At 67.3% G+C, this 21,216-nt stretch carries 23 protein-coding genes and 1 tRNA gene; 10 read left to right on the forward strand and 14 right to left on the reverse strand.

Features of this window, described 5'->3' with window-relative positions; all coding sequences use genetic code 11:
• The first annotated feature begins 2 nt into the window (after positions 1 to 2).
• Positions 3 to 365 (forward strand): helix-turn-helix domain-containing protein, encoded by a 363-nt coding sequence (locus AB0M14_RS16065; protein WP_364994794.1) that lies wholly within the window; start codon positions 3 to 5, stop codon positions 363 to 365.
• On the opposite strand, the gene AB0M14_RS16070 is transcribed toward AB0M14_RS16065, so the two are convergent.
• From AB0M14_RS16070 to AB0M14_RS16085, 4 genes are all read right to left on the reverse strand, one after another.
• Positions 366 to 1,187, reverse strand: coding sequence for a mycofactocin-coupled SDR family oxidoreductase (locus tag AB0M14_RS16070; RefSeq protein WP_364994797.1), 822 nt, complete (start codon positions 1,185 to 1,187; stop codon positions 366 to 368). It abuts the gene before it with no gap.
• Positions 1,184 to 2,761 carry an NAD(P)/FAD-dependent oxidoreductase gene (locus AB0M14_RS16075; protein ID WP_364994800.1) on the reverse strand — a complete coding sequence of 526 codons (1,578 nt, stop codon included), beginning with the start codon at positions 2,759 to 2,761 and terminating at the stop codon, positions 1,184 to 1,186. Before AB0M14_RS16075 ends, AB0M14_RS16070 begins: the two co-directional genes overlap by 4 nt.
• Positions 2,762 to 2,773: 12 nt before the next feature.
• Positions 2,774 to 3,382 (reverse strand): TetR/AcrR family transcriptional regulator, encoded by a 609-nt coding sequence (locus AB0M14_RS16080; RefSeq protein ID WP_364994803.1) that lies wholly within the window; start codon positions 3,380 to 3,382, stop codon positions 2,774 to 2,776.
• 63 nt (positions 3,383 to 3,445) lie between these two features.
• Positions 3,446 to 4,324: a serine hydrolase gene (locus AB0M14_RS16085; RefSeq protein WP_364994806.1), complete on the reverse strand. Its 879-nt coding sequence runs from the start codon at positions 4,322 to 4,324 to the stop codon at positions 3,446 to 3,448.
• 48 nt (positions 4,325 to 4,372) lie between these two features.
• Here AB0M14_RS16085 and AB0M14_RS16090 point away from each other — a divergent pair, with 48 nt between their 5' ends.
• Entirely contained in the window at positions 4,373 to 5,344 is a 972-nt protein-coding gene (locus AB0M14_RS16090; protein WP_364994809.1) for a LysR family transcriptional regulator, read from the forward strand.
• Between the two features lie 80 nt (positions 5,345 to 5,424).
• Here AB0M14_RS16090 and bla read toward each other — a convergent pair whose 3' ends face one another.
• Both bla and AB0M14_RS16100 read right to left on the reverse strand, forming a co-directional pair.
• The gene (gene bla, locus AB0M14_RS16095) at positions 5,425 to 6,327 is read right to left on the reverse strand and encodes a class A beta-lactamase (protein WP_364994812.1); all 903 of its coding nucleotides are present in this window, start codon (positions 6,325 to 6,327) and stop codon (positions 5,425 to 5,427) included.
• A 92-nt stretch (positions 6,328 to 6,419) separates the two neighbouring features.
• Entirely contained in the window at positions 6,420 to 8,069 is a 1,650-nt protein-coding gene (locus AB0M14_RS16100; protein ID WP_364994815.1) for an alkaline phosphatase D family protein, read from the reverse strand.
• A 336-nt stretch (positions 8,070 to 8,405) separates the two neighbouring features.
• Between AB0M14_RS16100 and AB0M14_RS16105 the strand changes: the two genes are divergently transcribed.
• The gene (locus AB0M14_RS16105; RefSeq protein WP_364994818.1) at positions 8,406 to 9,419 is read left to right on the forward strand and encodes an LLM class flavin-dependent oxidoreductase; all 1,014 of its coding nucleotides are present in this window, start codon (positions 8,406 to 8,408) and stop codon (positions 9,417 to 9,419) included.
• A gap of 225 nt (positions 9,420 to 9,644) precedes the next feature.
• Here AB0M14_RS16105 and AB0M14_RS16110 read toward each other — a convergent pair whose 3' ends face one another.
• A complete protein-coding gene (locus tag AB0M14_RS16110; RefSeq protein WP_364994821.1) occupies positions 9,645 to 10,514 on the reverse strand; it encodes an AraC family transcriptional regulator in 870 nt (289 codons plus the stop codon).
• A 100-nt stretch (positions 10,515 to 10,614) separates the two neighbouring features.
• Here AB0M14_RS16110 and AB0M14_RS16115 point away from each other — a divergent pair, with 100 nt between their 5' ends.
• The 5 genes from AB0M14_RS16115 (at position 10,615) to AB0M14_RS16135 (ending at position 16,087) form a co-directional block, all read left to right on the forward strand.
• Positions 10,615 to 11,667: a saccharopine dehydrogenase NADP-binding domain-containing protein gene (locus AB0M14_RS16115; RefSeq protein WP_364994823.1), complete on the forward strand. Its 1,053-nt coding sequence runs from the start codon at positions 10,615 to 10,617 to the stop codon at positions 11,665 to 11,667.
• A gap of 900 nt (positions 11,668 to 12,567) precedes the next feature.
• Entirely contained in the window at positions 12,568 to 13,563 is a 996-nt protein-coding gene (locus tag AB0M14_RS16120) for a hypothetical protein (protein WP_364994826.1), read from the forward strand.
• 11 nt (positions 13,564 to 13,574) lie between these two features.
• On the forward strand, positions 13,575 to 13,898 hold the full coding sequence (locus AB0M14_RS16125) for a hypothetical protein (RefSeq protein ID WP_364994828.1): 324 nt from the start codon (positions 13,575 to 13,577) through the stop codon (positions 13,896 to 13,898).
• A 240-nt stretch (positions 13,899 to 14,138) separates the two neighbouring features.
• Positions 14,139 to 15,770, forward strand: coding sequence for an ABC-F family ATP-binding cassette domain-containing protein (locus tag AB0M14_RS16130; RefSeq protein ID WP_364994830.1), 1,632 nt, complete (start codon positions 14,139 to 14,141; stop codon positions 15,768 to 15,770).
• 83 nt (positions 15,771 to 15,853) lie between these two features.
• Entirely contained in the window at positions 15,854 to 16,087 is a 234-nt protein-coding gene (locus AB0M14_RS16135; protein ID WP_364994832.1) for a helix-turn-helix domain-containing protein, read from the forward strand.
• A gap of 3 nt (positions 16,088 to 16,090) precedes the next feature.
• Here AB0M14_RS16135 and AB0M14_RS16140 read toward each other — a convergent pair whose 3' ends face one another.
• From AB0M14_RS16140 to AB0M14_RS16155, 4 genes are all read right to left on the reverse strand, one after another.
• Positions 16,091 to 17,053, reverse strand: coding sequence for a hypothetical protein (locus AB0M14_RS16140; protein WP_364994835.1), 963 nt, complete (start codon positions 17,051 to 17,053; stop codon positions 16,091 to 16,093).
• A gap of 6 nt (positions 17,054 to 17,059) precedes the next feature.
• The gene (locus AB0M14_RS16145; protein ID WP_364994837.1) at positions 17,060 to 17,569 is read right to left on the reverse strand and encodes a hypothetical protein; all 510 of its coding nucleotides are present in this window, start codon (positions 17,567 to 17,569) and stop codon (positions 17,060 to 17,062) included.
• A 261-nt stretch (positions 17,570 to 17,830) separates the two neighbouring features.
• Positions 17,831 to 18,247, reverse strand: a complete 417-nt coding sequence (locus tag AB0M14_RS16150) for an acyl-CoA thioesterase (protein ID WP_364994839.1) — start codon at positions 18,245 to 18,247, stop codon at positions 17,831 to 17,833.
• 79 nt (positions 18,248 to 18,326) lie between these two features.
• Positions 18,327 to 18,827 (reverse strand): cupin domain-containing protein, encoded by a 501-nt coding sequence (locus AB0M14_RS16155; protein ID WP_364994842.1) that lies wholly within the window; start codon positions 18,825 to 18,827, stop codon positions 18,327 to 18,329.
• A 70-nt stretch (positions 18,828 to 18,897) separates the two neighbouring features.
• Between AB0M14_RS16155 and AB0M14_RS16160 the strand changes: the two genes are divergently transcribed.
• The gene (locus AB0M14_RS16160; protein WP_364994845.1) at positions 18,898 to 19,404 is read left to right on the forward strand and encodes a MarR family transcriptional regulator; all 507 of its coding nucleotides are present in this window, start codon (positions 18,898 to 18,900) and stop codon (positions 19,402 to 19,404) included.
• 16 nt (positions 19,405 to 19,420) lie between these two features.
• Here the strand turns inward: AB0M14_RS16160 and AB0M14_RS16165 are convergent.
• Together AB0M14_RS16165 and AB0M14_RS16170 are read right to left on the reverse strand one after the other, a co-directional pair.
• A tRNA-Ala gene (locus AB0M14_RS16165) sits at positions 19,421 to 19,502 on the reverse strand.
• A 23-nt stretch (positions 19,503 to 19,525) separates the two neighbouring features.
• Complete coding sequence (locus AB0M14_RS16170) at positions 19,526 to 20,425, reverse strand: LysR substrate-binding domain-containing protein (RefSeq protein WP_364994847.1); 900 nt, start codon at positions 20,423 to 20,425, stop codon at positions 19,526 to 19,528.
• A gap of 69 nt (positions 20,426 to 20,494) precedes the next feature.
• Between AB0M14_RS16170 and AB0M14_RS16175 the strand changes: the two genes are divergently transcribed.
• Positions 20,495 to 21,010: a GNAT family N-acetyltransferase gene (locus tag AB0M14_RS16175; RefSeq protein ID WP_364994850.1), complete on the forward strand. Its 516-nt coding sequence runs from the start codon at positions 20,495 to 20,497 to the stop codon at positions 21,008 to 21,010.
• On the opposite strand, the gene AB0M14_RS16180 is transcribed toward AB0M14_RS16175, so the two are convergent.
• Positions 21,007 to 21,216: a hypothetical protein gene (locus AB0M14_RS16180; protein WP_364994853.1), complete on the reverse strand. Its 210-nt coding sequence runs from the start codon at positions 21,214 to 21,216 to the stop codon at positions 21,007 to 21,009. The two genes, AB0M14_RS16175 and AB0M14_RS16180, sit on opposite strands and share 4 nt — an antisense overlap.

The following is a 21,216-nucleotide window of genomic DNA, read 5'->3' on the forward strand; positions in this document are numbered from 1 at the left end:
CCATGACTCGACGCAAAGACGATGTGCACCTGGACTGCCCGATCGAGGTCACCCTCGACGTGATCGGCGGCAAATGGAAGGGAATGGTGCTGTATCAGCTGGTCCGGGGTACCGCCCGCTTCAACGAACTGCGCCGCGTCATCCCCGCCGCCACCCAGCGCATGCTGACCCTGCAACTGCGGGAACTCGAACGCGACGGTGTGATCACCCGCACCGTCTACCCGGAGGTCCCGCCGCGGGTGGAGTACGAGATCACCGAGTTCGGCCGCAGCCTCGCCCCGCTGCTGGAGTTGATGGAGCACTGGGGCGAGCGCTACCTCGCCGAGGTCCGCGATGCTCCCGGCCAGGTCGCCGAGGCCGGCTAGTCACCGGGCCAGGAAGCCCTTGTCGACCGGAACCTGCGCGCCGGTGACGACGCGCGCCTGATCGCCCGCCAGCCACACGACCACGTCGGAGATCTCGTCCGGTTCGACGAGCCCGTCGGTCTTCAGCAGATTCGGCGGGAAGCTGTAGACGAACGCCGGGTGCTCCTCGAACAGCTTGTACATCGAGGTGTCGGTGCCGAGCGGGGTGTTGGTGCCGTAGGGCAGCAGGACGTTGGCGCGGATGCCGTATTCGCCGAGCTCGACGGCCAACGCCTTGGTCAGGCCGACCACGCCGAATTTGCTTGCCGCGTAATGGCCGCAGCCCGGCGGCGCCTTGACGCCCGCCGTGGAGCTGATGGTCATGATGGAGCCGCCGTTGCCTGCTTCGATCATGGCCGGGACCACGGCTTTGATGGTGTTCCAGACGCCGGTCAGGTTGATGTCGACGGACTCTCGGAACTGCTCGGGGGAGATCTCCCACAGCCGCCCCCAGCTACAGACGCCGGCGTTGGCGACGACAATGTCCAGGCGGCCGAACGTCGCGATGGTGTCGGCGATGACGCGCTCCTGCGCCGCCAGATCGCGGACGTCGAGCTGCTGGGTCAAGACTTTGCGACCCTCGGACTCGACCAGGCGCGCGGTTTCGGCGAGGTCCTCCGGTTCGGCCATCGGATAGCCGCTGAACTCGGCGATCTGCGCGCAGACGTCGACCGCGACGATATCCGCGCCCGCGCGGGCCAGCCGGACCGCGTGCGAACGGCCTTGGCCGCGTGCGGCTCCGGTGATGTAGGCGACCTTGCCCGCCAGCGTTTGTTCGGTCATAGTGCTGCCTCGATTCTTTCGATACCGGCGCTGCGGGGCGTCGGCGCTCCGCTGTCACGGAGGAACCAGTAGTCGTTCAGCGCGGAACAGCGGCTGAACCACAGTGCGCCGCTGATGGTTTGCGGCCGGTAATAGAGGGCTTCGCCCTGGGAGTTGACGAAGTAGGTCCGCAGATCGGGGTTGCAGTCGACGACATAGGTGCTGATCAGCTTGTCGTGGCGGCGCATCTTGGCGACCCAGCGGTCGAAGGCGTCGGCGCGCACCCGGGCGACCGAGGCGCGCCGGCGGCGGGTCTCGCCGATGATCCGAACGGCATGGCGGGCAGTGAGATCCACGAAGGTGTGCCAGGCGACGCCGACATAGCCCTGCGGTCCGACCAGCGACCAGCGGTTGGGCAGCCCCGGATGGGCGCTGCCGCCGTAGCTGCGCACACCATTGTGCCGGTAGTCCTCCGCGAGGTCGAATCCGTTGGGGCCCAGCACCGTTCCCGGGCGATAGGTCTCGGGATCGGTGAACAGTTCGTAGCCGGTGGCCAGGACGAGCAGATCGTAGGGGCGCTCGGTTCCGTCGGCGGTGCGGATGCCGTCCGGAGTGATGCGCTCGATGCTGTCGGTGATCAGGGCGACCGAGGGCGAGCCCAGCGCGGTCAGGAAGCCGCTGGACAGGATGGGCCGCTTGGCGAGGATGCCGTAGGAGGGCACCAGCGCCCGGCGATCGGCGGGGTCCTCGATCTTGGCGCGCAGCAGCAGCCGGTAGAGGCCGCGCCAGATCTTGTCGTAGTGCGGCAGCACCTTCGCCAGGACCGCGCGGGGCAGGATCGGCAGCACATTGCAGATCAGTTGCAGCGGCAATTCCATTGCGGCCAAAGCGAAGCCATTGATGAAGGCGCTGACGCCGGGCAACCGGAGGATGCGGTGCGTGCGTGCGGACAGCTCGGCGTCCGGCTTGGGCAGGATCCAGGACGGCGTGCGCTGATAGACGTCCACCTGCCGCGCGGTCTGGTAGATCGCCGAGACGATCTGCACCGAGCTGGATCCGGTGCCGATCACCGCGACGCGCTTGCCGCGATGGTCATAGCCGGGATCCCAGGAGTTCGGGCGCAGGATCGTGCCCGAAAACGTGTCGGCGCCCGGTATTTCGACGGGCTTGGTGTTGATGTAGCCGCCGACCGCGTTGATGACGAACCGCGCCCGGATCGGCTCGCGGCCGGCCAAGTGCAGCACCCAGACCCGCGCGTCCTCGTCCCAGACTTCGCGCCGGATCTCGCTGCCGCCCCGGAAGTGCTTGTGTAAGCCCAGATCCGCGGCGACCTGCTGGTTGTACCGCTGGATCTCCGGCCCTTCGGGAAAGAGCCGGGACCAGTCGAACTTGCGCGCGAACGGGAATTGATAGAACAAGGTCGGCACATCGACGAACAGGCCGGGATAGACGTTGTCGCGCCAGCTGCCGCCGAAATCGCCGGCGCGCTCCAGGATCAGGAAATCGGTGATACCGGCGCGTTGCAGATGGTGCGCGGCGGTGATGCCGCCGGGCCCGGCTCCGATGATCGCGACCTCGACGTATTCACTTGTCATACCGCTTACTTCCTAGGAATCACGTTGCGGCGCAAGGCCGTTGAGTAGCAGATCGCCCGTACGCCGCCGCACGTCGTCGGCTCCGGTGAACCCGGCGACGGTGAACGGCAGCAGTTCCAGGCTGAGCAGCACCCGGACTATCCAGTCGCCCGCGTGCAGGGGTTCGATGCCCGCGTCGACTTCGCCGCGCTCCTGCGCCTGGGCGACCAGGCCCGCCCAGAACGCGGCCCAGCTGTGGCTCAGCTGATCGCCGTAGTGCTCGAGCAGCGTGGCGATGATGCTGTCGGTGCGCAGCGGCGGGGCGAGCATCGGTGGGGTGCTGGCGTGCTGGTAGATCATGGCCGCGGCCTCGCCTACCTGATCGCGCAAAGTCGGCTGCGGGGCGACGGTCCGGGCCAGGCCGTCGATGAAGGCGTCGCACAGGTAGCCGAGACCCGCGTTGACGGCGGTGTCCTTGTCACCGAAGCAGTTGTAGACCGTGCCGCGCGAGACGCCCGCGGCCTTCGCGACGTCGGTCAGGCGAAATCCGCGCACGCCGGCCCGGCGGACGCATTCGGCCGCGGCCAGGACCAGTTCGATCGGCGGGTTCGCCGGGCGGGCCTGTGCCGCCGCGTTGTTCATGTTGAACATATTGCGTCAAAGTGTTCAACCGTGCGGTACTTTCGGCGAAATCGACTGCGGCGCTCAGTCTCTCAGCGCGTCGACGGCCAGCCGGGCGGCCCGCGACATTGCCAGGTCGACATCGATTCGGCGCGAACCCAATTCGCCGGTGCGGGCGAAGAGCGCCAGCGCGTACCGGCCGCCGTCCGGGTACTCCACCACGCCGGCCTCCATGTGCAGCCCGGGCAGGGTTCCGGTTTTCGAGGCGACGCGCACGTCATCGGGGAAGCCCGCGGCGATCCGGGTCCAGAAGATCTGGTGCCGCAGCAGGTTTCGGGTCGCCGCGCAGGCCGCCGGGGTGCCGGCCGCGTCCCGCCAGATCAGGGCGAGCAGCCGGGTGATCTCCCGGGCGGTGCTGGAAGTGGTGTGCTCCGGCTGGAAAACTCGCATCTCGGCGACGCGCTCGCGGGTCAGCGTCGGGTAGATCGCCGCGAACTCGCCGCCGTCCCGTGCGCCCACGTCGGCGAGCATCGATTCGAGCAGCTGCCGCGGCCCGCCGATCACCCGGGTGCGGTCCAGCCCGAGCTCGGCCGCGAGCAGACCCGGTGTGTCCCGGCCGATCCGGTGCAGCAGCAGATCGGCGGCGGTGTTGTCGCTGACCGACATCGAGAAGTACGCCAGATCGCGCAGCGACAGCTCGACATCGTCCGCGCACCCCGCGGTGCCCCAGCCGCCGAGCCGGTCCGCGGCCCGGATCAGCACCCGTTCGGCCGGATCCACCTGTCCCGCGTCCACCTGCCGGCAGAACTCCAGCACCAGCAGGATCTTGAAGATCGACGCGATGACCACCTGCTCGTCGGCGCCGAGCGTGATCTCCCGGCCGTCGGCGATATCGATCGCGTGCAGCGTGCCCCGCACCGGCACCTCGTCGAAGATCTGCTGAATGCGTTCCGATACGGCCATCCCGCCACGATAACCGGCACTCATACGCGATCGAATATCGTGGGCCGCGTGGACCTCGCCCGGCATTTGCACTACTTCCTCACCGTCGCGGGTGCCTTGCATTTCGGGCGGGCCGCCGAGACGCTCGGCATCGCACAGCCGCCGCTGAGCCAATCGATCCAGCGGCTGGAACGGGAACTCGGGGTGCGGCTCTTCGATCGGTCACGGCGGACCATCGCCCTCACCACGGCCGGAGAACTGCTGGTCGAGGAGGCGCGGGCGCTGCTGGCCGCCGAGCAGCGGCTGCGCACGGTGATGCGCAAGGCGGGGGAGGGGGACCTCGGCACGTTGCGGGTCGGCGTGCTCTCGGAAACGCCCGCGCCGACCTTGCAAGCGCTGCTCCGCTTGCTCGCCGAGCAGGCCCCCGCGCTGACCGTCGACCTCCAAGAACTCACCACCGCCGAACAACTTCGACTGCTCGCCACCGCCGAACTCGATGTGGGACTGGTCCTGGAGCCGATCGACGCACCGGATCTGGTGCACGGTCCCACCGCCGCGGTCCCGCTCGGCGTGGCGCTGCCGCGCACCTCGCCGCTGGCCCGGCTACCCGAAGTGGCCTTGGCCGATCTCGCGGGCCACGACCTCGTGCTGCCGCCCAGGGCGGCCGCGCCGGGCTGGCACGACCACGTGCTCGGGGTATGCCGGGCCCGCGGTTTCGATCCGGCGCGCCTCCGGCATGCCCGCGACCAGGAATTCGCGCTCGGCCTTGTACTGGCAGGCAACGGCGTGGCGTTCTTGCAGGAGACGCTGGCCCGCCGCGAACCACGAGTAGCTTGGCGACCGCTCACCGACCGGCCCCTGATGCGCCGCGTCGTAGCGGTGTGGGCCACCACCGCCGTACACCCGGCAGTGCCGCGCTTCGCTCAGGCCGCGACAGCCGTACTGGCGGCCGACGACGGTCCCGCGCCGTTGCGCACCCCCGGCGTAAACCAACCCTGGTCGGTCGTCTACTCGAGCAACCCCGTCGATCCGCTGCGCTGATCAGGCGGGGGGATCGACGAACCGCAGCCCCTGGCGCGCTGATCAGGGGGCGGATCGACAAACCGCAGAGCCGGCTGGGCTCAGCGCACCGCCGCGACAACCTCTTTCGTCGCCGCCGCGACCAATGTGTTGTCGGGCTGGGCGGTCGCGTCGGCGTGGGTGGACAGCACCGCGATCACCAGTGGTGCGCCGCCGCCGGCGGGCCAGGTGATGGCGACATCGTTGGCTGAGCCGTAGGCGCTGGAAGTGCCGGTCTTGTCGCCGGTCGTCCAGTCGGCGGGCAGGCCGGCCCGAATTCGGCTGCCGCCGGTGGTGTTCGCTTTCAACCAGGCCACCAGTTGGTCCCGCTCCGGTGCCGGCAGCGCGTCGCCGAGGGTCAGGGCCTGGTAGTCGCGGACGATCGCGGCCGGGGTGGTGGTGTCGCGTTCGTCGCCGGGGATGGCGGTATTGACCTCGGGTTCCCAGCGGTCCAGGCGGGAGACCTGATCGCCGATGCCGCGCAGGAACGTCGTGACGGCCTGCGGTCCGCCGAGCAGCTTCAGGATCTCGTTGGCGGCGGCGTTGTCGCTGTAAGTGATTGCGGCGTCGCATAATTCGCGGACCGTCATGCCGGTGGCGATGCGCCCTCCGGTCACCGCTGAGCCTTCGGCCTTGGCGACGTCCGCCTCGGTGAAATGGATGACCTGATCCCAGTAGCCCCCGGCCAGCGGCTGCGCTTTCAGCAGTGCCGCGCAGGCGAGCGTCTTGAAGGTGGAGAGCATCGCGAACCGTTCGTCCGCGCGGTGCCCGGCGGTCTTTCCGGAGCCGGTATCGAGGGCGAATACGCCGAGGCGAGCCTGATGGCGGCTCTCGATGTCGGTCAGCTGAGTGGCGGCCACGGGCGTGGCGGAGACGGTGGCCGGTTCGGTCGCGGCGGTCCCGCACGCACTGGCCAGCGGGACGAGCACCGCCGCCAGGATCGCGAACTTCTTGGTCTTGATCATGAACACACGACAACACGCGATCGGCACGGCTGTCCAAGACCAATCCGTGTGTCGGTTGATATCCGATCGAATATCACCCCAGCGTGAGCGGGTCAGCCGGGCGGGTTCGCGGCGGGTGCGGCAAGTGCGCCGGACTGCGTGTCGCCCACCGGCGGCGCGGGCCGCCAGGCTTCCCGCACCCCGGGAACCGCGTCCTCGACGACATACGCGGCCCGGGTCGAAATGGGTGCGCCGCGCCGCGTCACATACGGCATGACGCGAAAGTCGCCGCGCAGTACGTGCTGATCGAGTTCGACCCGGACATACCCGCGCTGAGCGTTGAAGAACTTCAGGTCCTGGTTGGCGGCGAGCAGCGCCCGGCCGGTATCGGTCATGTCGGCGCCGTCGCCGTTGCTGCTGATCGAGGTCCCGGTGAATTCCGTGGCGACCACCGGGGATTCGAGATCGCTGAAGTCGCGCCGCAGATCGGCGGCATAGTTCTGGTGCCGATCGCCGGTGAGCACCACCAGGTTCCGGACGTCCTGGTCGGTGGCCGCGCCGAGCAAGGTGTTCCGGTCGGCGATATAGCCGTCCCAGGCGTCGGTGCCCAGCGACTCACCGGGACCCGGATCGTAATCCGAGCGCGCCATCGCTACCTGATTGCCCAGCAGCTGCCAGCGGGCCGGGGAGTTCGTCAGCCCCGACAGCAGCCAATCCCGTTGCCGCGCACCGAGTAACGTGCGATCGGGCGCGAAGCGGTCCGCGCAGGACCGGACCAGGCCGCCGTCACCGCAGGCTTGGTCGGATCGGTACTGCCGGGTGTCGAGCATGGTGATCTCGGCCAGGTCCCCGAACCGATACCGCCTGTGCAGCAAGATATTCGGCCCGGACGGAAGCTGCGCGATCCGCAACGGCTGATGTTCGTACCAGGCTTGGAACGCCGCCGCGCGCCGGGACCGGAACACCGCCGGAATCTTGTAGATGTCGTTGCCGTCCCCGCCGTTCGGCCCGGCCCAGTTGTTGTCGACCTCGTGATCGTCCATGGTGACCAGCCAGGGGAACGCCGCGTGCGCGTCCCGCAGCGGCTGCTCGGCCTTGGCCTGGCCGTAGCGCAACCGGTAGCTACGCAGATCGACGGCTTCACCGCTCAGGTCGGGCGTGTGGACGCCGCGGTTGCGGGTCCACGCGGCCTCGTAGACGTAATCACCCAAATGCACGACCAGATCGAGATCCTCGGCGCTCATGTGCTCATAGGCGGTGAAATAACCCGAGCTCCACGACTGGCAGGACGCGAACGCGAACCGCAGCCGCGCGAACGCGCTGCCCGGTGCCGGCGCGGTCCGGGTCCGCCCGATCGGCGACACCGCGGTCCCCGCCCGGAATCGATAGAAGTACCACCGATCCGGTTCCAGCCCGTGAATCTCCGGATGCACGCTGTGCGCCAGTTCCCGGGTGGCCACCGCGCTGCCGCGCGCCACCACCTGCCGGAACCCGGCATCGTGGGCCACCTCGTAGTCCACGCTCACCGGCGCCAGTCCCATTCCGCCGTGCCCGTCCTCGGCCAGCGGGTCCGGCGCCAGCCGCGTCCACAGCACGACCCCGTCCGGCAGCGGATCACCGGAAGCGACACCCAAGCTGAACGGGTCCTGCCCGCGCCACCGCGGTGCGGCGTACCGCACACTTCCGGCAGCCGCCGCGCCCACCAGCACCGCCGCCGATCCCACGCCCGCGAACCGCAGCAATCCCCGTCGTGACAGGTCCATAAGCCACGGTAGGAATACCAAGGGTGGTCCCCGGTGAACACGCCGCGCGTAGCGCGGGAACTTCCGGTGACACCTCAGCGCACCGTTCCGCTGACCAACGCCCCAGGTTCGCGACGACCTGCGCCGAAGCCCTTGTTCGCCCGGACTCCCCGTGCTCGGCAGCCGGGTCCCGGCAACGGCGATGACTATCAGCTGTCGGACTGGCTCGTCCGTGCGGTCACGGCTATTTCGACGGCTAGGGCTTGCGGCGGCACCGCGTGGTAGCCAGGCCTGTGTGACCAGGTAGTCGGCGGTGGGATGAAATAACGGCTGCGGGTGTGGGCGTTGCACACCCGTATGCCCTTCGCACTCTCCATCCTCGACCTGGCGACCGTCTCCCGTGGTCAGACCGCGCGCGACAGTTTCCAGAACAGTGTCGCGCTGGCTCAGGCCGCCGAGCGCAATGGTTACCGCCGCGTTTGGTACGCCGAGCACCACAACATGCGGTCGATCGCCTCGAGTGCGACGAGCGTGCTGATCGGTCACGTCGCGAACCACACCGAATCCATTCGGCTCGGCGCGGGCGGCATCATGCTGCCCAACCACTCGCCGCTGGTGATCGCCGAACAATTCGGGACCCTGGAGTCGCTGTTCCCGGGCCGGATCGACCTCGGCTTGGGCCGTGCGCCCGGCAGTGACCAGAAGACCCTGTACGCCCTGCGCCGGGATCCGTCCACCGCCGACAACTTCCCCCGCGACGTCCTCGAACTCCAGGGCTTTCTCAGCGGCGACTCCCGCGTGGCCGGAGTTCAGGCCGTCCCGCGCGCGGAAACCGTTGTCCCGCTCTACATCCTGGGTTCCTCCCTATTCGGGGCTCAGCTCGCCGCCCACCTCGGCCTGCCCTACGCTTTCGCCTCACACTTCGCTCCGGACGCGCTGCACGAAGCCGTCGCCGTCTACCGCGACACCTTCAAACCGTCCGAACAACTCGCCGAGCCCTACGTCATGGCAGGCATCAACGTGTTCGCCGCCGACTCCCACGATGAGGCCGTCGAGCAGAAAACCATCGCCTACCGCGCCCGAGCCCGCGCCATGATCGCCCGCGGCCCCGCCGCAGGCGACTTCACCGACGAGGAAATCGACGCTTTCCTCGCGTCCCCCAACGGTCGGCAACTCTCGGGCATGACGCGCTACACCGCCACCGGCACTCCCGCCGAAGTCCGCACGTACCTGGAGGAATTCGCGACCTCGATCGGCGCCGACGAACTGATCACCGCCCACCACGCCAGTGACATCGAAGACCGCCTGCGCTCGGTCGAACTCACCGGCCAGGCACTGGCGGCGCACTCGGACGTGTCGGCCTCGATCTAAGCCCTGGACCTACGCGTACTCGGTTCAGCCAACCCGTCGAGTGAGGCCGGCCCGCCTCCTCGGCGGGAGCGCCGCATTTCGTGGAGCATCCATCCAGCGGGGGATGGCTGCTGGGTGGCGCCGTAGCGGGTGACCATCGCGCAGATTTTGTCGGCGATCTGGCAGCAGACGGGGCCCACCGCTGTGAGGTGACGGCTGGGCCTGTGCAGTCACAAACAGCGCGCCTCATTTCGTCGCTGTGCGAAGGCTACGTTCGGGAATGACTCGGTAGCGGCCTGGCGCGAGGCCGTGCTGTCGTTTGAAGGCGGCGGAGAAGGCGTATTCCGAGCCGTACCCGACCTGGGCGGCGATGGCAGCCACGGTGGCTTCGGAGTCGCGCAGCAGGCGGGCGGCGGTGGTCAGCCGCCACCAGGTCAGGTAGGCGAGGGGTGCGCGCTCGACCAGGGCGGTGAAGCGGCGGGTCAGCGTCGCGCGGGACATTCCCGCTACCGCCGCCAGCTCCGGGATCGTCCAGGGCCGGGCGATGTCTTCGTGCATCGTGCGCAGCGCCGTCGCGATCCCTGGATCCTGTAGGGCCGCAGCCCAACTCGTCGCCGGGTGGCTGGTTTCACCCAGCCAGGTGCGCAGGATCAGCAGTAGCAGGACATCGAGCAGCGCGATCACGGTGCTGCTGCTGCCGGGCAGGTTCTGTTCCAGCTCGGAGGCCAGCAGATCGACGGTCGCGCGGACCGCCGCGTCGTGGCCGAGCCGGGCGGGCAGGTGCAACACCTGGGGGAGTCCGTCCAGCAATGGGTGCGTCCGGCTCGGGTCGAGTTGGTAAGCGCCGCAAAGCAATACCGTTTCGGCTTCGATCTCGCCGGAGACCGCCGTCAGTGCGTGACCGACGCCGCGCGTCAGGAAAGCCACGTCGCCGACGCGCAGCGTGAGGGGTGCGCCGTCGTCCGGGACCAGCAGACAGGAGCCGGCGAGCACGATATGGAACCCCGCGCCCGGCGCGGCCGGGAAATGGTCCTGCCACGGCGCGATCCGCCGGGTGTGGGAGGAGTGCGGCACGCCGATCCGCATCGCCGAAATCACGTCACTGAGCACGTCCACGAGACCCAGTGTGGCACAACACGCGGCAGTGAGCGTTTCACGTATCAATGTGAGCCATAGGATCATTGGCTGGCTCAACGAGACTTCCTACGGTGAGTTCATGTCGAATCACACCTTTGCCGTCTACGGCGCGAGCGGTTTCCAGGGCATCCTCGTACTCGCCGAACTCGCTCGCCGCAACCTCACCCCCGTCCTGGTCGGCCGCGACGCGGGCAAACTGAAAGCCGCTGCCGCCCAAGCGGGTATGCCCGACGCGGACCTACGGGTGGCTACCCTCGACGATCACACGGCCCTGGTGGCTGCCTTCCAGGACGCCGACGTGGTCATCAACTGCGCGGGCCCGTTCACGTCCACCGGCGACCGCGTCATCGCCGCCGCCCTCGCCGCCGGATCCCACTACACCGACACCTGCGGCGAGCAGCCGTTCCTGCAGCACGTCTACGAGACCTACCCTGCCGCGGCCGAATCCGCCGGCGTCACGATCGTGCCCGCGGCCACCGACGGCGGCATCCCGGGCGACCTGCTCGCCCACCTGCTCGGCGAACGCCTCGGCCCCCTCGCCGAACTCACCTCCATTCACCGTTTCGGCGGCGAGACCGCCATGTCCCGCGGCTCGCTGCGCACCATGCTCGGCATCGCGGACGCGATGACCGACGGCGGCCTCGCCTACCTCGACAACGCCTGGCGGCCCGGTCCTTTCGACCCGCCCGCACCCGTCACCCTGCCGGGCGCGGCGGAACCGGTCGCCGTGGCCCCCTTCCCGCTCCAGGAACCCGTCTCCGTACCCCGCCACGTCTCCGTGCGCACCGTCCGGGGCATGGTCGAGGACTCGACCCGCGCCCTGTTCGCGACCCCGCTCACGAACGAGATGATCGAATCCCTCCCGGTCGGTCCGAACGACGCACAACGAGCCGCCGGAACCTGGACGATCGTGCTCGACGCCGTCGCGGAATCCGGCCGCCGAGCCCGCGGCGTCATCTCTGGCCCCGACACCTACGGCACCACCGCCCGGACCGCCGTAGAAGCCGCGGCCCGGCTCGCCACTACCCCTGCATCAGCCGGCGTCCTCGCCCCCGCCCAAGCCTTCGACCCAGCCGACTTCCTCGCCGCATTGGCCCCGTTCGGCGTGCACTGGACCATCGAGGACCACTGAGGACGTGAGCTGCCGGCTCGCGAGGAGGGGGCGACAGTTGGCCTTCAGTCGCCCGAGGCGTCAGATCATCAGGTCTATGTCCTGGGTGAACTCACTCTGCCGGTGCCTTTTCGCTGCCGATGTGGAAGTTACCGGGAGATCGGCTGATACGTCTGAGGATCGGCCGGGCAGTCGGAGGCACTCGGCGCACTGCTGACGCGGGCAGGACGGCTTCGGAAGACGAGCCGACCTGCCCGATGTCGGCTGGACGGTATACGGCGGTCTGAATAACCCGCCACAACGGTGCAGTTGTTCACGCCTCTGAGAGTCCCTGCGGCACAGCGGGTGTGGCGACCAGCCTCTAGGATCGGGTCCATGTCCGGAGATAGAGAAGATGGTCCAGGGCTGCACGGGGCGGATCAGTATGCGGATGCCACTGACGTTCCAGGTGGGCCCGAACAGCCTGATCGGGGGCGTGCCCGTGAGATCGGTAGGGCAGCGGGATCCTTCGCCGAAGGCTTCTTGCGGGAACGAGCGACTGTTGGAGCGGGGCTGGCTTCGGTCATCGTCGGTTTGATTGGCCTTACGGCAGATAGCCGCGTGTGGGTCGTGGTCTACACAGCGTTGGGGCTGCTTGGAGTGGTTCTGGTACTCCTCGCGTTTCGGCGGCGCATGTCCGTTGCCTGGCATTGGGCGGTGATTTTGGGGGTTTTGGTGGCGGATGCGACATTGATGGCGGCTTACTGGCGGATTCACTGAACCGATCTTGGAGCTGAGAACCTCATCAGGTGACCGAGCGGCGCAGCTCAGCGGGAAACCCTGTAGGACAACACATTCGGCAATCCAGGTCTGTTGCCCCCGTGGCGGCGACGTGGTTCACTGTGCACAGTTTTATGATTGAATGTTGTTGGAGGGGATGAGATGTCGCAGTTCTCGGTTGAGGTAGCTGACCTCGGGGGATGGGCGGAGCAGGTGGGGCGCGGAGGGAGGGCCCTCGGCAAGGTGCATAGCTACGCAACCAGCGAAATTGCGGATGCAAATTTCGGGCGGATCCTCGAAAAATTATCAGGTGACTATTCCAAATTTCTCCCCGTCGTCCATACCGCCCTTCAGTTGGACGGGGATAGAATCAGTGATGCCGAGTCCGCTCTGATTTATGCCGGCGACGAATATCGAAGGACTGACAGAGACTTCGCCACTGCGATCGCAAAGCTTGACGATACGCCGATCACTGTCGTTGACGATAAGTCGGTCGACGGCTTCAAGGATACCGCATCCGCCACGGAAAAGCTGGTGGCGCCGACTGTCGACACTCGAACGTTGCCTATTATCACTTTCGGATTGATCTTCGACAGAGTTGTTGGAGTCATCAAAACGGTTAGTGACTTCGATTGCCGCGCGGAAGTCACCGATCTGATCGCGGGGGATATCGGCAAGGCGGGTACGCAAGTATCTGCGTGGCGCAATGTCGCGGCGGCGATGGAAGTGGTCCGAGTCAATCTCAAGCAAGGCCAGAGTGAAATTCAAAAGACCTGGATAGGAAAGGCGGCGACATCGCAGACCGAATATTTCGGTAAGTGGGATACGTCGTTGTCGAATCAGCAACAGTTCCTTGCGAAACTGGCTGATCATCTGCGGCATGCGGTTGATGAGGCCGTCGCGATGGCGCAGATCATCGTCGATGCGATCCTCATCGCTTTCCAGACCCTTATGGGCGCCTGGACTGCGGCCACGATACCGGGTTGGGGGCAGTGGAAACTGGTCAAATCGGTTAAGAATACATTGACTCTGCTCAATGAACTCAGGCTTGCGCTGACATTGTTCGCCACCCTCCTGGCAACAATTGTACATTTCATTAATCTGGGAATGGCAATGTTCATGCCGGATGCTCTGCCGCCCGCTCCCGCCACTGCATAAGGACTATAAAGATGGCCGCTGTCACACCCGATGACTCAGTATCCGGGGCACTGACCAAGCTCCAGTCGCACCTTTCGGGGCTAGCAGGAAAAGCTGCTGCCTACCAGCAGGAGAATCAACTATCCGCAGCCGAACTCCAGCAGCTATCAGAATCGGCGTCGAGCGGCGAACTCGGCGCGGATATGCAGGCAGCCGCGAATTTGGTTGCATCTGGACAAGATACCTGGCAGGCGATGTTCGCTGGTGATTCATCCAACGCCGGTTTGTTGGTAAGCAATTTCGACCGATCGGCGTCGGAGAACAGCGCAGCTGTACGCGCCGGACTGGGCACCTAGGTGCTCCCAACGTCGCTGTAGGTCTGTACGGGGACTCTGGTGCGGAACCACGCTCGCGAGTCCCAAGGTGCGACTGGGGCATGCGGACGGAGCGCGGTGGGATGCCGTGGCCGTGTGATGTATGCCCCATGACCTCGGTGTCCTGGGCCACACGGGTAAAATCGGTGGTTCTTGTGCTCGATTCGCCGGACAATCGAGCAGCAACCGCCCAGCACCGCTGAATCCGTGAGGAGCCCGTCTGTGATCACCGCGACCGACCTGGAGGTCCGGGCCGGAGTCCGCACCCTGTTGACGGCCCCCGGGCCGGCGCTGCGGGTGCAGGCGGGCGACCGGATCGGTCTCGTCGGGCGCAACGGCGCGGGCAAGACCACCACGCTGCGGATCCTGGCGGGCGAGGGCGAGCCGTACGCCGGAAAGATCCTGCGCTCCAGCGATATCGGCTATCTGCCACAGGACCCGAAGGAAGGCGACCTGGACGTGCTGGCGCGCGATCGGGTGCTCTCCGCGCGTGGCCTGGACACCCTCTTGCACGACATGGAGAAGCAGCAGGCCCTGATGGCCGAGGTCGCCGACGAGGACGCGCGCGACAAGGCGATCCGCAAGTACGGCCGCCTGGAGGAACGGTTCTCCTCCCTCGGCGGCTATGTCGCCGAGAGTGAAGCCGCCCGCATCTGCAACAGCCTGGGTCTGCCCGAGCGCGTGCTCGGCCAATCGCTGCGCACGCTCTCCGGTGGTCAGCGCCGTCGAATCGAGTTGGCACGCATCCTGTTCGCCGCGTCCGACGGTAGCGGTGGGCGTTCGGACACCGTGCTGCTGCTGGACGAGCCGACCAACCACCTCGACGCCGACTCCATCACCTGGCTCCGCGGCTTTCTGCAGAGCCACGACGGCGGCCTGATCGTCATCAGCCACGACGTCGAACTGCTCGGCGACGTGGTCAACAAGGTCTGGTTCCTCGATGCCGTGCGCGGCGAGGCCGACGTCTACAACATGGGCTGGAAAAAGTACCTCGACGCCCGCGCCACCGACGAACAGCGCCGGGTGCGGGAGCGCGCCAACGCCGAGAAGAAGGCGAGCGCGCTGAAGGCGCAGGCCGCGAAGCTGGGCGCGAAGGCCACCAAGGCCGCCGCGGCCCATCAGATGACCAAGCGCGCCGACAAGCTGATGGCGAGCCTGGACGACATCCGGGTCGCCGACAAGGTCGCGCGGATCAAGTTCCCCGAACCCGCACCCTGCAGCAAGACGCCCTTGATGGTCAAAGACCTGACCAAGCTGTACGGCTCGCTGGAGATCTTCACCGGCGTCAACTTCGCCATCGACAAGGGCAGCCGCGTCGTCATCCTGGGCCTCAACGGCGCGGGTAAGACCACGATGCTCAAGCTGCTCGCCGGGGTGGAGACGCCGACCGCGGGCGGCCTGGAGCCGGGCCGCGGCCTCAAGGTCGGCTATTTCGCCCAGGAGCACGACACTCTCGACGACAACGCCACCGTCTGGGAGAACATCCGCCACGCCTCGCCGGACGCGGGGGAGCAGGAGCTGCGCAGCCTGCTGGGCGCGTTCATGTTCTCCGGGCCGCAGCTGGAGCAGCCCGCGGGCACCCTCTCCGGCGGTGAGAAGACCCGCCTGGCTTTGGCGGGCCTGGTGTCCTCCTCGGCCAACGTGCTGCTGCTCGACGAACCCACCAACAACTTGGACCCGGTTTCCCGCGAACAGGTGCTCGATGCGCTGCGCACCTACGCGGGGGCGGTGGTGCTGGTGACCCACGATCCCGGTGCGGCAGAGGCTTTGTCGCCGGAGCGGGTCATTCTACTGCCGGATGGCACGGAGGATCACTGGTCGGCCGAATACTTGGAACTTATTCAGCTTGCGTGATTTTCATCACAAACACCCGTTGATCACGGCGTGTTTGTTGCTTAGCCTGGAATGACGCGCTGCTCGGCGACTCGGAGGAAGCCATGAGCGATCGGCCATCATCAGGCAAGTCCACACTGGGTAAGGGCACACGCGTCACGGGCAAGTCACGTGACCGTCTGCAAACTCAGCTCAAGAAGCAGTACGAGGCGGGTGCCAGCATCCGGTCATTGGCGCGGGCGACGGGGCGCTCCTACGGCTTCATCCACAATGTGCTGGTGGAGTCGCATGTGCAGCTCCGCAGCCGCGGTGGCGCCAACCGGCGCAAGGCCACCTAGGCGCTAGTACCCCGGCACCGTCCCGTCGCCCTCGACCAGCAGGTTGGCGAGGCTGCGGAACATCGGCAGGCCCGTCTTGATCTCCAGGTAGGCGAACTGGCCCTGCGGATTGACCTCGAGGAAGTAGTACTCGCCGTCGAGGCCGAGTCGCAGGTCCAGAACGCCGAAACTCAGGCCCAGCGCGCCCATCAGGGTGGCCAGAGACTTGCTGACCGAGGCGGGCAGCTGTTCCCGGCTGAACTCGACCGAGGTGTCGAGGCGCGAGTCCACGCGCCCGACGCCGGCCTGGGAATCGATGCGCACGGTCCACTCGACACCGTCGACCCAGACCACGCGCAGATCGCAGTCGGCATCGATGTAGTCCTGGAACGTGGTCGGGGCGGATCGGATGCCCGCCAGCTTCCCGAAGTCGGCGCGGGTGATGATCCTGGTCTCGGCGAATTCGCCGCGGCCGGTCCCGGTGCGCTTGTAAACCACTGCGCCGGGCCGGGATTCGGTGAAACTGCGGGCTTCGTCCGGGTCGTTGGTGATCAGCGTCTCCGGCACCGAGAAGCCGGCCCGCCGTGCGGTCTCCAGCTGCACGATCTTGCGGCTCGCGGTGCGGTCGGCGCCGGGGTCGTTGATCCAGGCGGCCGGAATGGACCACAGCAGGCCCTGGAGGAAACCGTCGCATTCGGCCTGACGGAACGCGTCGTCGGAGGCACGGAGGCCGGCGGGCACCTGGGCTGGATGCGGTCGCCGCCACCACACCGAGCGGACGTCGTCCAGGCCCAGCAGGTGCGACATGGAGCGGGAGGTGCCGTCGCGGTCCAAGCGGAAACTGCCGGACTCACGCGGGAAATCGCGCAGATCGAGATGAATCGGGTTGAGCCCGTGGTGTTCCCGCAACGTCGCCGCCATCGCGGTGGCGTGCAGATCATCGGTTTCGGAGACGATCAGGACCGAACCGGGGCGGCGCGCCACCATCGCGGGTCAGTCGAGACTGTCGCAGTTGATGCCGTCGTCGCTGCCGTCGTGCGATTTGGTCTGGCAATAGGTGAAGGTCGCACCGCTGCCGCCGGCCACGTCGACGAGCTGCAGCCGGTCGGCCCACGAGGCCGTGAGTTGTTGCAGCAGTTCGTCGCCCAGCGCCGGCGAAGGTTCCGCGGCGAGGGTCATCGGGCGGTCCACGAGGTCGACCCGGCGGCGCTGGGTGAAATCGGCCAGGGCGCCGGGGCGGATGTTCACCAGCACCGAGTCGCCGGCGCTGGTGTGACCGCCCAGGGTCGCCGAATCCAGCATGCGCAGGACATCGGAGCGCCGGAAGGTCCAGGTGCCCTCGTCGACGCGGACGCTGATATCGCGGGCGGATTCGCCCACCAGGACGCCCTGGAGAGCGGGAGTGCGATCGCCCGACGGCTTGGAACCGGGGTTTTGGATACGGGGATGGTCGGCGCCGGAGCTTGCGGAGTCGCCGGGGTGGGTGGAATCAGCGTCGGTCATAACGTGCACTCCGATCTGCTCGCGATTAGCCAGGGCCCCCGAGCGGGAACTGGATCATAACGCGGGCGGATCCCCGATCGGCTCGGTTCGAAAGATTTCACGGCCGGTGGCAAACGGGGTCCTGAGCCTGGATGGGCTTGCACCGAAAGATTTTCGGTGCCCCCTCGACCGGCAGTAAGCAACCCTGGAGTTATTTCCGTGTGGCAGATTTACTCAGCGAATTGCCCGGAATTGGCGGCGATTTCGCGATCGCGTGTGTTATTAGAGGCCGAACAGCTCCGGGCGTTCGCTGATGGCGCGGAAACGCTCCCGCGGATCGCTCGCCAGCTTACGGGCGGTCAGGTCCATCACGCCGCCGGTCACCGTCACCAAGGCGGAGATGGTGCCGTCGATCTTGCGGATTTCCTGATGCATCCGGAAGGTCTTGCCCTCGGTCCATTCGAATTCGCAGGACACGGTGACCTCGTCGCCGGCCCGTAGTTCGCGCTGATATTTGATGTTGTTCTCCAGGACCACCGGGGCGAAGCCGGTGGCCAGCAGCTTGTCCTGGCCCACTCCGGCGGCGCGCAGCAATTCCCAGCGGGCGTGCTCGGCGTACTGCAGATAGACGGCCTGATTCACGTGGCCCAGGCTGTCGAGTTCGTAACCGCGCACGGTAATGGGGACAGAGAAGGTCATGCTTTGGCGAACCTTTCCCGGCTCCGCGTTTGTTCCCGTTTCCGCTGATAGCTGGGCCACATTCGGGCAGCGCCGGCTCTCACCGCCGGTTGGCGTTGCGTTCGGCCCACCACTCGGGCGCGTCGACGAAGTGGTTGTCGAATTCCTCCTGGGCGGCCAGCAACTCCTCGAACGAGGACTCGCCCTTGCCGATCCGATCCAGCAGCCGGAAGTACTCGAACCGCTCCACCCCCGGCATCAGCGCGATCATGATCCGCGCCGAGCTGTCCGGCGTCGCGCCGAACGCGTGCGGCATGAACTTCGGGACCACGATCGACCCGCCCGCACCCACCGTGACGATCTCGTCGCCCGCCATGACCTGCAATTCGCCGTCGGCCACATAGAACAGTTCGTCGGATTTCGTGTGGAAGTGCGGGGCTGCGCCGTCGGCGCCCCGCGCCATGGTGACCTCCACTGTGCTGACGGTCCCGCCGGTCTCGTTCGAATCGATGAGCAGCCGCACCTGTCCATTGGGATTGCCGAGGGTCTCGGCATCCTGCGGCCGGCGGATGGCGGCGGGGCGGGTGGCGAGGGTGCTCATACTGACTCCAAGTGATTCGTTGTTTGATAATTCGCTACCGAACTATATCTGAGCGAATAGAATCCTGTCCATGGCTGCGTCGAAAAAAGATCCGGTAGACCTCATCGCCGCTCAGTGGCAGCGCGAACGCCCGGACCTGGACCTGGCGGCAATGGCGATCCTCGGCCGCCTCGGCCGTCTGATGACGGTGGCGATGCCCAGGATCGAAGCGGTGTTCACCGCGCACGGCCTCCAGCGCGGCGAGTTCGATGTGCTTGCGGCGCTGCGCCGCTCCGGTGCGCCCTTCGAACTCAACCCGTCGGTCATCGCCGACACCCTGATGCTTTCCCGCGCGGGGATGACGGGTCGGCTGGACCGCCTGGAGTCCGCGGGCCTCGTCCGCCGCACCGCCGACACCGCCGATCGCCGCGCGATCCGCGTCGCCCTCACCGAACAGGGCCGCGACGTCATCGACAAGGTCGTCACCGAGCACACCGAAAACGAAACCCGCCTGCTCGCAGTCCTTTCCGAACAAGACCGCGCCGAACTCGACCGCATTGCCCGAGTCCTGCTGGCCGGCCTGGAGGCGGGGGCATAGCGCACCCCGGAGCGGATGGCGGCCATGGCGGCGGGAATCGAACCCGCGACCTTCCACATGCAGTGAAGACGCTCTACCTGCTGAGCTACGCCATGGCCGGTATCAGCTTAGGGTGCGGACCCTATTGCGACGCAATGTGATTCGGTAGCAAGGCGAGGAAGTTACGGATCAGTGCGCGATCGTCGGCGGTGCGGTGCGCGACGTAGATCGTGGTGTCGGCGTCGGTGCCGGCCAGGGGGAGGATGCGGACGGAGGCCGGGGCGGTGAAGGTGGCGCTGCGGGGGGCGATGGTGACGCCGAGGCCTTCGGCGACGAGGTACATGATGGTGGTCCAGGTGTTGCCTTCCTGGACTATGCGCGGGTGGCGGCCGGTTTCCAGGAGCGGCGCGAGGTTCTTGTCGTGGGCGAGAGTGCCTGCGGCTCTGGGGAAGAAGACCAGGGGGTTGGTGGCGAGTTCGGGGCCGGTGATGGTGGTGCGGGTGGCGTCGGGGTGGTCGGCCGGCAGGACGGCGACGAAGGGCTCGGTGATCATGGGGGCGACGTGGATTCCGGGCAGGTCGTCGGGGTCACGGACGAAGGCGGTGTCCAGCGCGCCGTGGCTGAGCTGCTCCATCATTCGCGAGGTGTAGCCCTCCACCAGGTCCACCTCGACCAAGGGGTAGCGCTCACGGAACAAGCGGACCCCGCGGAGCGGCTCGAGCGGGAGCACCGAGGGGACGAAACCCAGGTGCAGCCGGCCCTGGCTGCCTTGGCCGACGCGGGCGACCTCGTCCAGGTCGCGGGCGGCGTGACCGAGCACCGCGGCGGCGCGTTCGCGCAGCACCGCGCCCGCGGGGGTGAGGGCGACGCTGCGGGACGTGCGGTCGAGCAGGCGGGTGCCCAGCAGGGATTCCAGGCGCTGGATCTGCTGTGTCAACGCGGGCTGTGCGATGTGCAGGCGGGCGGCGGCGCGGCCGAAGTGCAATTCGTCCGCGACGGCGAGGAAGTAGCGCAGGTGGCGGAGTTCGACCCCATCGATCATAAGTTGAGATTATCAATCGCACGTATCAAGTATTGGACGTTATGGCTCGGGGCGGAGCATGCTGGTCGAGTGCCTCAGTCAACCGAATCCCTCGCCCCAGACCAGCGCGGCGCCATCGTCGTGGAACCCATGCGCACGCCCGCCGACGCCCGCGCCTTCAAGGAGATCAACGAGGAGTGGATCCGCGCCTACTTCTCGCTCGAAGCCGCCGACTCGCATCTGCTCGACCATCCGGAGACCGAGATCGTCGCGAAGGGCGGGCAGGTGCTGATCGCCCGCGACGGGGACGACATCGTGGGTTGCGGCGCGGTCGTGCCCGAGGGCCACGGCGTCTACGAGATCTCGAAGATGGGCGTCGCGCCGCGCCAGCGCGGCCGCGGGATCGGACGTCTGGTGCTCGCGGCGGCGATCGACTACGCCCGCGCGCAGGGCGCGAGCACCCTGTACCTGGAGAGCAACAAGCGGCTGGCCAACGCCGTGCACCTGTACGAGTCGGTCGGGTTCGTGCATGTGCCGCCGGGCAGCCTGCGGCAGAGCCCCTACTCCCGGGCCGACGTGTTCATGAAGTACGACCTGACCGGCTAGCGATGCGCCAGGTGGGCGGGGGCGTGGTCGAGCCGGTCGGCCAGCCGGGCGGTGTGCTGCGCGGAGGCGCGCAGCAGTGCCGCCACCCGGATTCGCAGGTGTGGTGTGCGCGGGGGCGGGTCGGGGCGAACCGGGGCGTCGGGTAGCGCCGAATTGGCTTGGGCCCGTACCGCGTTGACGGCCTGGCCGGCGGCGATGGGATGCAT

Origin of the sequence: Nocardia sp. NPDC051832 (assembly GCF_040681285.1) — a bacterium.
Classification (GTDB): Bacteria; Actinomycetota; Actinomycetes; order Mycobacteriales; family Mycobacteriaceae; genus Nocardia.

Bases quoted from the DNA above. Each gene is read 5' to 3' on its own strand.
- AB0M14_RS16070 (WP_364994797.1), bottom strand. From the start codon at position 1,187: ATGACCGAACAAACGCTGGCGGGCAAGGTCGCCTACATCACCGGAGCC.
- AB0M14_RS16155 (WP_364994842.1), bottom strand. From the start codon at position 18,827: ATGAGCACCCTCGCCACCCGCCCCGCCGCCATCCGCCGGCCGCAGGAT.
- AB0M14_RS16100 (WP_364994815.1), bottom strand. From the start codon at position 8,069: ATGGACCTGTCACGACGGGGATTGCTGCGGTTCGCGGGCGTGGGATCG.
- AB0M14_RS16160 (WP_364994845.1), top strand. From the start codon at position 18,898: ATGGCTGCGTCGAAAAAAGATCCGGTAGACCTCATCGCCGCTCAGTGG.
- AB0M14_RS16105 (WP_364994818.1), top strand. From the start codon at position 8,406: ATGCCCTTCGCACTCTCCATCCTCGACCTGGCGACCGTCTCCCGTGGT.
- AB0M14_RS16180 (WP_364994853.1), bottom strand. From the start codon at position 21,216: ATGCATCCCATCGCCGCCGGCCAGGCCGTCAACGCGGTACGGGCCCAA.
- AB0M14_RS16115 (WP_364994823.1), top strand. From the start codon at position 10,615: ATGTCGAATCACACCTTTGCCGTCTACGGCGCGAGCGGTTTCCAGGGC.
- AB0M14_RS16080 (WP_364994803.1), bottom strand. From the start codon at position 3,382: ATGAACAACGCGGCGGCACAGGCCCGCCCGGCGAACCCGCCGATCGAA.
- AB0M14_RS16135 (WP_364994832.1), top strand. From the start codon at position 15,854: ATGAGCGATCGGCCATCATCAGGCAAGTCCACACTGGGTAAGGGCACA.
- AB0M14_RS16170 (WP_364994847.1), bottom strand. From the start codon at position 20,425: ATGATCGATGGGGTCGAACTCCGCCACCTGCGCTACTTCCTCGCCGTC.
- AB0M14_RS16150 (WP_364994839.1), bottom strand. From the start codon at position 18,247: ATGACCTTCTCTGTCCCCATTACCGTGCGCGGTTACGAACTCGACAGC.
- AB0M14_RS16085 (WP_364994806.1), bottom strand. From the start codon at position 4,324: ATGGCCGTATCGGAACGCATTCAGCAGATCTTCGACGAGGTGCCGGTG.
- AB0M14_RS16075 (WP_364994800.1), bottom strand. From the start codon at position 2,761: ATGACAAGTGAATACGTCGAGGTCGCGATCATCGGAGCCGGGCCCGGC.
- AB0M14_RS16120 (WP_364994826.1), top strand. From the start codon at position 12,568: ATGTCGCAGTTCTCGGTTGAGGTAGCTGACCTCGGGGGATGGGCGGAG.
- AB0M14_RS16145 (WP_364994837.1), bottom strand. From the start codon at position 17,569: ATGACCGACGCTGATTCCACCCACCCCGGCGACTCCGCAAGCTCCGGC.
- AB0M14_RS16140 (WP_364994835.1), bottom strand. From the start codon at position 17,053: ATGGTGGCGCGCCGCCCCGGTTCGGTCCTGATCGTCTCCGAAACCGAT.
- bla (WP_364994812.1), bottom strand. From the start codon at position 6,327: ATGATCAAGACCAAGAAGTTCGCGATCCTGGCGGCGGTGCTCGTCCCG.
- AB0M14_RS16125 (WP_364994828.1), top strand. From the start codon at position 13,575: ATGGCCGCTGTCACACCCGATGACTCAGTATCCGGGGCACTGACCAAG.
- AB0M14_RS16065 (WP_364994794.1), top strand. From the start codon at position 3: ATGACTCGACGCAAAGACGATGTGCACCTGGACTGCCCGATCGAGGTC.